This is a genomic window from Nostoc sp. UIC 10630 (assembly GCF_010747425.1).
GTDB lineage: Bacteria > Cyanobacteriota > Cyanobacteriia > Cyanobacteriales > Nostocaceae > Nostoc.
In genome coordinates, this window is the sequence record NZ_JAAGOG010000269.1 from 1 (window position 1) to 8,976 (window position 8,976).

The following is an 8,976-nucleotide window of genomic DNA, read 5'->3' on the forward strand; positions in this document are numbered from 1 at the left end:
GGTGCTGTTTATTATCTATTCACAGCTTATACTGAGAGAGCTTTTTTACACCTTTTCCGACTTTTCAAACATCCTCTAAAGCTTTGAGAGAGACTGTTAATAAAGTTAACAACACTTGTCGTTAATTTTTCTAAAGAGCTTGAGGCTTTTGATGGGGAGTTGCTTTGATTCTTGTCTTGCATAAGTTATTCAACAAATTTTAATTTTGATTACTATCGCAGCCGTCAAATTTGTATTTAATTGGTGAATTTTGGAGTAATTTTTCAATTCCCAAACGGATTAGTTCTGGTGGAACTCCGTCTAATTTCAACTCGGTTTGGATAAACTCATCAATGGAATTGGCTTTCGTCTTCTCTAAGAGCGCCAACATCTGTTGAGCTTGGGTTGTTGGTGTGGTTGACTCCTTAGTTTCAGCTTGAGAGGTTTGCTTATTACTTGGTGCAGAGTCAATAAAGTTTTTGGTATCCCGGTCATAACCAGAGAAATTCTTTAACAGAGGCATTGGTATCCATTCATTGATGCCGCCGTAATAAACTGCTCGACCGACTGGTGATTGTGCAGCAATCTCCATTACTTGGGTTGAGGTAATCTTGCGATCGCTAGGGATGAGTTGAGTGGCAATCATGGCATTGTAAGCTGGGACGTTATCAGGATGAACCAACGCCACAGACGTTAACTGCGATCGCAGTCCGCCAGAAATGCCCAAGTCATCAGTGTGCGGGTTTTGTACGACAATCCAGAAATGCCAACCGGAACTATCACCGCAAGAACAGTAAGAGATGATTTTGTCCTTGAGCCAGCCGATTTCACCCTTGGTATTTTTAAATTTGGAACAAACAGCCGTTCCTTCATCTAAAATAATCAGCTTGGAGCCAGAGATATTTTGAAATTCGGTAAAGCATTCTTTGACCCATTTAACGGCTTCGACCGGGGACATTTCTAGGATTTTAGCGCGTTTAAAAGTATCAACACGACCTTTGAAATAACCGGTTTCTTTTTCGTCACCTTTTGGGTCAATATAAAAGATGTGTATGCCAGGATGCAGTCGCTTAATAGCATCGATTGCATTGCTAATGGTGATGCCCTTGCCAGAACCAGGGACACCAACCCACAGCATATTGGTAACTTTTTTAGCAATGTGAGCGATTAGGTCATACTGCACTTGGGGTTTAGTGGTGTAGGTGGAGATATCGGTATTAGTTAAGCTATGAGAGGCTTCTGCTCCCAAAAATTCACTATTTAACAAAGGGGAAGCTTCATTAGAGTGAATCTGTTGCGCTGAAGTTTGGGTTGTTTGTGGGACAGGAGTTGGTAGTTTTGCAAACCTTGCCTCTGGAATACCTAAATTCTGAGGTTTGGTTGCTTCTTGAATAGCCGTAACTTGCTGATAGTTTACTCTGGGGTCAACACTTACTTGCGCCAAATGACCGAATAGCTGTTCAGGGGTAGGGAAATAGCCTTTAAGTTGAATAAACCAATCGAGCAGCCAACGGTAAGCATAAAATCTTTTCCCAGGTTCAACGGCATTCAGGTATTCACAGACAACATGAGAACATTGTTTGAGCATGGCGAATTCGTATTTCTCCATTGGCTCTAAGTGCAGCATTAAATCAGCAAGTTCATTGAAGTTAGCAAAGTATTCGTCTCTGGCAGCACTATCACCCATTGCCGAAAGGAAACTAAAGAAGTCGCCACGGATAAAGGGAATCGGTGCAAATTGATGAGTATCGTTTAAGTCCTGAACAATTGACCAAAGATAACCAACACCAGCTACGACTGCACCGATGGGAGCAAGTGGAGAAGTGGCATAACAAACAGCACCAGTCGCCGCCGTTGCTAAAGTAATAAACTTAGCAAGATTCATGCCATTACGCTCATCTTTGGCGCGGGCTAATAACTGGTCTTGACGCTCCTGTAACCAAGAGGCGGTATTCCCAGCTTCCAAATACTCAATGCTGGGATAATCGCCACGCAGTAGTGCCGTTTCTTTTGTACCGAGCATTGGTATCAGTTGCTCCATCTTCTTCCCTCTTACTTAGTTAACTTCCAAATGCTGTAACCAATCTCGCCTGCCATCATTGAGGCTACATTGTAAGCAAAACAAGCCAGGATTAAACCTGGGTTCGTGTAGCGGAAGGGATTGCGACCAACGAAGGTAGTAGTCAGATCCAGAACCCAGAAAAATAGTGCGATCGCTCCCCCTGTATGACGTTCTTTCATGCCAGCAGCTTTGTAATCGCCCCACAATGCCACTGTCAGGTCGATATTCCCATTTGGTTTACTGCCGAGTGTGTATTGTTTTGATTCCTCAAACTCGTTCTTGGCCTGTTGTGGGTCTTTACCACGCAATGTCCGAGCTTCCATCACTTGGACAAGTGCAGAGATACCGAAGCTAATCCAAAACAAGGGATTAAATAGGAGTTGTAACCAACCAAACCAACCAATCCATTCTGTTTCAAACCAGGGAAAAATCGGTTTTCCCTGAAATAAAACCTGCCAGATGCTATCAGTAGAAAGGAGTGTGCCAATCCAGAAACCAATTGCACCAACAAGCTTGTATCCGGGTGTGCCTGGGGTAACGAATTGGGCAATGATATGTGAGATAAAGATGACTGGCAGCGAGATTAATGCCACAATCCACCGAGCTAATAATTCTAAGTAGTCACTTCCTCCTTTTTTTGGCTCTTTTTGTGGTGATGATTCTGGTTTCGGTTGTGAATTAGATTTGTTTGGAGTGAGATATTTCATAAATCAATCATGAGAATCTTGGTATAGTGGTGAATTCTTACAAGCATTTTTGAATCTATACTTCCACCGCCATTGCCTCTGTTCAATTCGCCCAACACAAAAACCCGTTGAGTCATACACAAAAACTGTTTCATCTTCTAAATAACCTGTAGTATCAGGTCTAGGATTATGTTTTTTTGAGTCTAAATAGTTCCTGATTCGTAACTTACTGAATGAGGGCGTAACTCCAAGAGAGTTAATTTTGTCGGCGGTTTCTGCCCTTTGCTCGGCTTTAATGCGTTCTAGTTCTTCTGACTCACGAATCGTAATGCCGTGAGAGTAAGTTTTGAATTGGGCTGGCAGTTGTGATAACCAAGGACTTGCGATTAACCCCATGCCCAATAATCCCAACATCGCTTGCTTCTGGTATTTCATTGTTGAAGCCCATAGATACTTTGTGTTGTCTGGGGTGGCGGTGCATTAATAACGCGAACGTAAACAGACAGCCCAATGCAAACTAGAAAAAAAATGACTGAGAATCCGAAAAGATTCTCCTTGAAGAACTTGCACCATTTTAAGTTGGAGACTGGAGTTGTTTGCTCAACAAAGACCGTGTCAAATTTTTCAGATCCTGAATCGTCGCAGGTAGTTTCGACTTTTTTTCTGGTGTTGGGACTCCTAATTCGTCTAAAAATGCTTTCGGGTCAAAACCAGGGGTAGCAGTATTAGTGAGTTTTTGAACCTCTTGTTTTACCTCATCCCCAGCCTTTAACCCGTACTCTTGGGTAATTTGTTGCCTGATTTCGGGATTCTTGGCCAACTGATAAATAAACGCTATTTCATCAAAACCTTGCTCTGTGCGTCGCTGTAATGAACGAGCATCAAGTTCACTCGTGATTTCATCGAACAATCCTTGCTCAAACTCATGAACTGCCAGCGCTTGAGCAACAGTCTTGCCTGCCACAATGTCCAAGAATGCTTTAAAAGTTTCCCGACTGACTCCAACAAATTGTAATTGTTCAGTGGCCATGTCTATTGCATGAGTCTGTATATTCGCCAAATTGCTGCTACCTCCTAACAGCTTCGATTTGTCGAGGGTTGCTTGCGCTAGATTGAACAACTTTTCTAAGCGATCACTAATATCCACAGGAAATTCTTGGGCGTTTGGATCAACAGCTGGATCTGACTGAGCCAGTTGTTCTAACCCAGCAATGATTTGCTCTGGCTTGTAGTTAGCACTCAATAATTCAAATAATTCTGCACGAGTAAATATGCTATCCGACATGATGTGTTTCTCCTAAACTGTGTGATGTAAATCCTAATTGCTCTTGTTCAAACTGGGCACGGGTGTACTCGACTTTATTTGCTTCAACAATTGCTTCGACAAGAGCCTTTTTGTCAATCCCTTGATTGATATCTCCAAACAATTCACCAATCTTTGCTATCACCCACACTTGATAAGATGTGATCGGTGCAGCACGGAGATTTTTCTCTTGGGCTAATGCCTGCATCCTTAAAAGTATTAATCTATACTCTGGAATCAAAGAAGCGACTTTTGCCCATCGTTCCAATGTCCGGGGACAAATACCTAAAATTTTTACCGCTTTCGCTTTTGACATTGGTAAAACTAAGGGATTTACCCCTGATTGGCTTTGTTTTTGATTAAAAAGTTGTTTTCTCCATCCTGATTCCATGAACTTAGTCAAATCCGTATCAATAGCCTCAAAAAGATAGTCAATATCCGTAGCATCTAAGTGTCAATATGGATATCAATATGGATGTCCATATTGATATCAATGATCAGCGTCTATTGACTGTCTATTGACCTTGCTCTTTTATAATAAAAAACCGCGCCAAGCGGTTCAAGCTACTAAGTTGACAACTTTGTTGATAACTTTGTTGATAACTTAGAAATTTTCAGTGCAATATTTACCAAGCTCCTTCGGAGCGAAAACTCTTACCTTCTTTCAACCATTTATTATGATGTATTGCGGCTAAAGCTTTTACTCTCGAAGATGGTTGACGATGAGTTCTAGACGATTTTTTGCAGGCATAAGCTGTCATTGTTCTGGCTCTAATATTTAAATATCCTGATGCCTCTTCAAAACTTAATCCCCAAATTTCACAAAAAACTAATGGGTCAAGTTCTTTGATTTCTTCAGTTTGTGCGTTCATACTTTAGCTCAAAAGTTAAGTTTTGGGGTAACTGCCATTTCTGGCAGAAGTGATCGCTTTCTTTGTCCGGTGGCGATCGCTTTAATTTATGCTTGGCTCTTTTATATGAACTGGGCAAATGATTTCCCGTATGGTCATTTTGAAGCCTGACTTTGTTTAACCAACACCGAACGCAAGTACCGCCGACACTCCCCCTCTCCCCTATAAATCAGAATTCGCAGCGCCTGTATTTCCTGCATTGGAGAAACACAGATTTCGGCAATGGCACTAATCAGATTTTGTTGCTTCTGCACATAATCTTGATGCTGCTGCTCCAACACAGCAATTTTGGAGTTTAACTCCTGTATCTGCCGTAATGCTTGCGTTAGGGACGATTCTTTGTTTCGAGAGCGATTATCTAAAGTTAATGTCATTTTCTTACTCCTCTAAAGATTTTTTAAATGTTTGCCAATCGGGGCATTTATCACCTTGCCAGCCTTTGGGATGAACAGCGCAATTGAAAAGTACACTGTTGTAAACAACCCCGTGGAAATGCTTGCAACCTCGGCAGGGAGTGGGAACAGGTCTAGGTTTTAATGATTCTTCAAATTGCGCTGCCTCAATCCGACTACCGATAAACATGGTCAATCCAGTTCCCATCATGCTGAAACACAAAGCCAACCTAGCGCTTATATTGGGATGATTTGCTTTTGTTTGCCACAGAAATACAATGCCACTGAAAACAGTGGAAAGTGCGAAAGTGGTAATAGCAGATTTAAGAATCAATTGCTTTGTGTTCATATTGATTACAGCGAGTTTTGGAAATATCACGTACTGAACCGGAATCAATGAGTGCTTAATTTGACTTAGTTAGTTGCTTAGTGCTGGCGAACTTCTCATGATCTGAGCAAGTATCACCTTCTACTCCATACGGATGAATCGCACAAACCAGCTTTACTCTCCCATATTCAATACCATGAAAATTTCGGCATCCTTTGCAAGCCTTTGGTTTCGCTTTGAGTCTTTCCTCTAAAGTTCTGTCGATTTGTTCTTCAATTTGAGTTTTTAACAGACGATCTAGAGCTATTGTTTGCAATCCAACTCCCCCTAGCATCAGAGACAAGCCAGAAATCCAACTTTTTGCACCCTCTCGTGCAATTGCTCCTTTAACACCGATAATGATGCCGATCGCCATTGCCGTTGCTCCTGATGCTGCGACAAAAACATTTAAATATTTAAGCTTTGACATTGGTTTTTCTATCTATTGTCGAACAAAATAAAATTCTGTACAACTTTAATTTCTTGCTTCATACCCTGATTCTCCTTGTTGAGAAAATTGCTCCACCTGATCAATTGCGTCTACTATTTCTCCCAAAATATTAAACGCATCATTTAGCACTACATTGTTTGATGTAGAAAAGTACTCGGACGACTGAAGCCTGCGATAATCCTTACTACTCCCCACAAGCCGCAACGTATATTGACATCCTTGTAAAATAGTCCGAATCTCTGCTGTGGTTAATTTGATTTCCATTATTGTTTATCTCCCTAAAATTTATCTCGTTGAATACTAAAACTTGCTCCAATCAAAGCACTGCCCAAAAAGCCTGAAAAACTAACTAACATCATCCCCAAGCAGGTCTTTTTATGTTGCTGCCAATGTTGAGAACTTGTTGCAATCTCCATTCCCCAGCAGCCTGTTGCCCCTACTCCTGCAAATCCGGTAAAAAGTAAAGAGACAATTGCAGTTGTTTCTATGGTGCGATCGAGAAAAATCCTGGGGTTGAATCTTCTCCTAGTACGGCGACGAAGAACCATTTTACTCTTGTGGTCTAATTGAGATTGGGGAACAACTTGTTTGTAGTTAGTCATTTGGATTCCTCCAACTGAACATAAAAACCTGCACCAGTATTCGTAATCTTTACCTTTCTTTGATTAACCAGTGTTTGAATCAAGCTAAGACTGAAGTTTATACTGCACAATCGTGCGCTACCCCCACAACGACGAAGGTATTGTATGCACAATGAGGAATGATCAGCAGGGGCGGGATGAGTGGATTTTCTCGGCATGATATTTTTCCTATTGGTGTTATTCAATTCAGTTCTGGTAATTGTGCAAGCGCTCTTTCCATCTATGCTTGAATTGCTTCCATCTCAGAAACACCTCGTAATACAGCATCAATTACGTGTTTCTGATAAGAATTAATAGCATGATCAGGATGTCCAAACTTATTACCAGCCCAAGCCAAACACATAGTTTTCACTAGCTCATCAATTTGAACAGAATCAAGCTCACTTGGACTAGTCACATTTCGAGAATGCAGCCACTCTTTCACCAAATCCAACGGATAATTTAAAAGTGTACGAACTTCTTTGACTCGCAAATCTTTTGGGCTGATTGATGGTGCAGTTACAGCTTGCTTTGGTTGCTGGACTCTATACTGTTGATTGTCTTTGCGGGGTCTAATGTTATTCTGGGGCTGTTCAGGCTTTTGAGGAGTAGTTGCGCCTTCAGCATCATTATCTTCATCTGCTGTCACCGATAAAATTGCACAAACTGCATATCGTCGTGCATAAGTTAATGCTGCACCAAACTTTTGAAAATCACTAATTTCGGGGAGGGGATAAGTGCTGGTGATACTCTCTCCAGACTCATGAAAAATATGAGTCCGTAGTACGGTTTTACCTTCAAAGATTTCGGTAGTTTGAATTATTACTAATCCATATTTACCAAGCGCAGGAGTGACAGCATCTAATACAGCATCTAGTGTTGCATATTTGCGCTTGTAGTGAGGATTAGTCCCGTCTTTTTGAATGGGGTTAAACTCTGCCTTCGCTTTGATTAAAGCTTTGATTAATTCTTGCATTGTCCTCTACCAATAGTTTTCATTGATATCGCCAGACACTTTTTTGCTAGATTTAACTTTATTTATCTGAAACTCTGAGGCTTTCAAGACAGGCATTGCTGCTTGTTTTACCGAAGTTTTAGCTTGGTGATAGAGGAATTGGGTTATTCCGTCAGCGTCTTCTCCATCTTCTACTTGTGCCCAGAGAGAACAGCCTAGTTCTAGAGATTCATAGTCGCCTAGATTAAATTTTCTGGAGTAGCTAACAGATACAGTTGTAAATTTCATTTTGGTTATCAATTTTCTTTGTTACTATCAACCATTTCAATGCTGAGTATTTGACATAAATCGCTAGCTTTTACACCAATAACTCCTGGTTGAATTTCAGTAGTTAATTCCTCAATTATTGAATGAAAGCCAGGGTCTTTATCATTTATTTCAACCTCAATCAAACCTGCATTATTCGATATAACAGTTGCCCAACTTGGCAAACTTTGAGGAATACTGGTTGCATAGAGTTTCATTATTTTGATTCCTGATTAAACTTGATTTCAACGACTTCTTCGACACACCCCATTGCCTCGCCCAAGTAATGCAATATATCGCCTACGTGAGTTGCGGCTTCTGGGTCAATCTTTTTATCAGCAATTAGCAAAAGCCAGTTTTCATCTTGGGCAATCGCCTGAATCTTCAAGTAGCACGAGTTGAATTCTTGTAGTATTTCTATGGGTGTCATTGTTATATTTGTGATGTAAGTAAAACAGTCTTATTGAGGAAGTGGGCAGCAACGCCCACCCCGTTTCTTACGCTGCAACCAAATGTTTTGCTTGTGGAACGTACTTCCTTAGCCGTTCCCACTCGTTACTCGTCAGTGTGTCAAATTCTCTATCTAGCAACTCTTCTTCCGTGGCTGGTTGCTCTGTAGTCGCTTTTGATAGCCTTGCCACATTCATAAATTCGTCTAGTCCAACTGCTGCATCAATCGGCTCGGCGTATCGAATCTTATCTACAGCATTCGACCAGTGCGTAATGTGCTGAAATATTACTCCCAGCATTGAATCAGCTTTGTATACTCGATAAGTTCTGGGGCAAGCTCCATTGACGTATACGAGTTTGTAGGGAGGAATTTCTTGTACCTCTGCATTAGGGTCTGTTGGAGGTAGGAGAATTTTTGGCGTTGCAGAATAGAAATATGAATTAGTGCGATCACTATGAAATGTCCAAGGTGTGCGTCAAGCCACATTCGCAAA

Annotated in this window: 16 protein-coding genes; all 16 read right to left on the minus strand. The window is 41.2% G+C overall.

Features of this window, described 5'->3' with window-relative positions; genetic code table 11:
- Positions 1 to 199: 199 nt before the first annotated feature.
- A complete protein-coding gene (locus tag G1O98_RS34355) occupies positions 200 to 2,020 on the minus strand; it encodes a hypothetical protein (protein WP_163938162.1) in 1,821 nt (606 codons plus the stop codon).
- A gap of 11 nt (positions 2,021 to 2,031) precedes the next feature.
- Positions 2,032 to 2,748, minus strand: a complete 717-nt coding sequence (locus tag G1O98_RS34360) for a hypothetical protein (RefSeq protein WP_163938167.1) — start codon at positions 2,746 to 2,748, stop codon at positions 2,032 to 2,034.
- Positions 2,749 to 2,751: 3 nt separating this feature from the next.
- Positions 2,752 to 3,162 (minus strand): hypothetical protein, encoded by a 411-nt coding sequence (locus G1O98_RS34365; protein WP_163938172.1) that lies wholly within the window; start codon positions 3,160 to 3,162, stop codon positions 2,752 to 2,754.
- A 139-nt stretch (positions 3,163 to 3,301) separates the two neighbouring features.
- The gene (locus G1O98_RS34370) at positions 3,302 to 4,012 is read right to left on the minus strand and encodes a hypothetical protein (protein ID WP_163938176.1); all 711 of its coding nucleotides are present in this window, start codon (positions 4,010 to 4,012) and stop codon (positions 3,302 to 3,304) included.
- Positions 4,002 to 4,421, minus strand: coding sequence for a hypothetical protein (locus G1O98_RS34375; RefSeq protein WP_163938179.1), 420 nt, complete (start codon positions 4,419 to 4,421; stop codon positions 4,002 to 4,004). Before G1O98_RS34375 ends, G1O98_RS34370 begins: the two co-directional genes overlap by 11 nt.
- Positions 4,422 to 4,656: 235 nt before the next feature.
- Entirely contained in the window at positions 4,657 to 4,902 is a 246-nt protein-coding gene (locus G1O98_RS34380; protein WP_163938182.1) for a hypothetical protein, read from the minus strand.
- Between the two features lie 134 nt (positions 4,903 to 5,036).
- Entirely contained in the window at positions 5,037 to 5,315 is a 279-nt protein-coding gene (locus tag G1O98_RS34385) for a hypothetical protein (protein ID WP_163938185.1), read from the minus strand.
- A gap of 4 nt (positions 5,316 to 5,319) precedes the next feature.
- The gene (locus G1O98_RS34390; RefSeq protein WP_163938188.1) at positions 5,320 to 5,682 is read right to left on the minus strand and encodes a hypothetical protein; all 363 of its coding nucleotides are present in this window, start codon (positions 5,680 to 5,682) and stop codon (positions 5,320 to 5,322) included.
- Between the two features lie 55 nt (positions 5,683 to 5,737).
- Positions 5,738 to 6,130, minus strand: coding sequence for a hypothetical protein (locus G1O98_RS34395; protein ID WP_163938191.1), 393 nt, complete (start codon positions 6,128 to 6,130; stop codon positions 5,738 to 5,740).
- A gap of 45 nt (positions 6,131 to 6,175) precedes the next feature.
- Entirely contained in the window at positions 6,176 to 6,415 is a 240-nt protein-coding gene (locus G1O98_RS34400) for a hypothetical protein (protein WP_163938193.1), read from the minus strand.
- A 14-nt stretch (positions 6,416 to 6,429) separates the two neighbouring features.
- A complete protein-coding gene (locus G1O98_RS34405) occupies positions 6,430 to 6,753 on the minus strand; it encodes a hypothetical protein (RefSeq protein WP_163938196.1) in 324 nt (107 codons plus the stop codon).
- A 259-nt stretch (positions 6,754 to 7,012) separates the two neighbouring features.
- Entirely contained in the window at positions 7,013 to 7,747 is a 735-nt protein-coding gene (locus tag G1O98_RS34410; RefSeq protein ID WP_163938199.1) for an ERF family protein, read from the minus strand.
- 6 nt (positions 7,748 to 7,753) lie between these two features.
- Positions 7,754 to 8,014: a hypothetical protein gene (locus G1O98_RS34415; protein WP_163938202.1), complete on the minus strand. Its 261-nt coding sequence runs from the start codon at positions 8,012 to 8,014 to the stop codon at positions 7,754 to 7,756.
- Positions 8,015 to 8,022: 8 nt separating this feature from the next.
- Complete coding sequence (locus G1O98_RS34420) at positions 8,023 to 8,250, minus strand: hypothetical protein (RefSeq protein ID WP_163938205.1); 228 nt, start codon at positions 8,248 to 8,250, stop codon at positions 8,023 to 8,025.
- On the minus strand, positions 8,250 to 8,462 hold the full coding sequence (locus G1O98_RS34425) for a hypothetical protein (protein ID WP_163938208.1): 213 nt from the start codon (positions 8,460 to 8,462) through the stop codon (positions 8,250 to 8,252). The genes G1O98_RS34420 and G1O98_RS34425 overlap by 1 nt, the downstream gene beginning before the upstream one ends.
- A gap of 67 nt (positions 8,463 to 8,529) precedes the next feature.
- Entirely contained in the window at positions 8,530 to 8,781 is a 252-nt protein-coding gene (locus tag G1O98_RS34430; RefSeq protein ID WP_243458627.1) for a hypothetical protein, read from the minus strand.
- Positions 8,782 to 8,976: the final 195 nt, after the last annotated feature.

Bases quoted from the DNA above. Each gene is read 5' to 3' on its own strand.
- G1O98_RS34405 (WP_163938196.1), bottom strand. From the start codon at position 6,753: ATGACTAACTACAAACAAGTTGTTCCCCAATCTCAATTAGACCACAAG.
- G1O98_RS34425 (WP_163938208.1), bottom strand. From the start codon at position 8,462: ATGACACCCATAGAAATACTACAAGAATTCAACTCGTGCTACTTGAAG.
- G1O98_RS34365 (WP_163938172.1), bottom strand. From the start codon at position 3,162: ATGAAATACCAGAAGCAAGCGATGTTGGGATTATTGGGCATGGGGTTA.
- G1O98_RS34420 (WP_163938205.1), bottom strand. From the start codon at position 8,250: ATGAAACTCTATGCAACCAGTATTCCTCAAAGTTTGCCAAGTTGGGCA.
- G1O98_RS34360 (WP_163938167.1), bottom strand. From the start codon at position 2,748: ATGAAATATCTCACTCCAAACAAATCTAATTCACAACCGAAACCAGAA.
- G1O98_RS34395 (WP_163938191.1), bottom strand. From the start codon at position 6,130: ATGTCAAAGCTTAAATATTTAAATGTTTTTGTCGCAGCATCAGGAGCA.
- G1O98_RS34415 (WP_163938202.1), bottom strand. From the start codon at position 8,014: ATGAAATTTACAACTGTATCTGTTAGCTACTCCAGAAAATTTAATCTA.
- G1O98_RS34370 (WP_163938176.1), bottom strand. From the start codon at position 4,012: ATGTCGGATAGCATATTTACTCGTGCAGAATTATTTGAATTATTGAGT.
- G1O98_RS34375 (WP_163938179.1), bottom strand. From the start codon at position 4,421: ATGGAATCAGGATGGAGAAAACAACTTTTTAATCAAAAACAAAGCCAA.
- G1O98_RS34355 (WP_163938162.1), bottom strand. From the start codon at position 2,020: ATGGAGCAACTGATACCAATGCTCGGTACAAAAGAAACGGCACTACTG.
- G1O98_RS34380 (WP_163938182.1), bottom strand. From the start codon at position 4,902: ATGAACGCACAAACTGAAGAAATCAAAGAACTTGACCCATTAGTTTTT.
- G1O98_RS34410 (WP_163938199.1), bottom strand. From the start codon at position 7,747: ATGCAAGAATTAATCAAAGCTTTAATCAAAGCGAAGGCAGAGTTTAAC.
- G1O98_RS34385 (WP_163938185.1), bottom strand. From the start codon at position 5,315: ATGACATTAACTTTAGATAATCGCTCTCGAAACAAAGAATCGTCCCTA.
- G1O98_RS34400 (WP_163938193.1), bottom strand. From the start codon at position 6,415: ATGGAAATCAAATTAACCACAGCAGAGATTCGGACTATTTTACAAGGA.
- G1O98_RS34430 (WP_243458627.1), bottom strand. From the start codon at position 8,781: ATGCTGGGAGTAATATTTCAGCACATTACGCACTGGTCGAATGCTGTA.
- G1O98_RS34390 (WP_163938188.1), bottom strand. From the start codon at position 5,682: ATGAACACAAAGCAATTGATTCTTAAATCTGCTATTACCACTTTCGCA.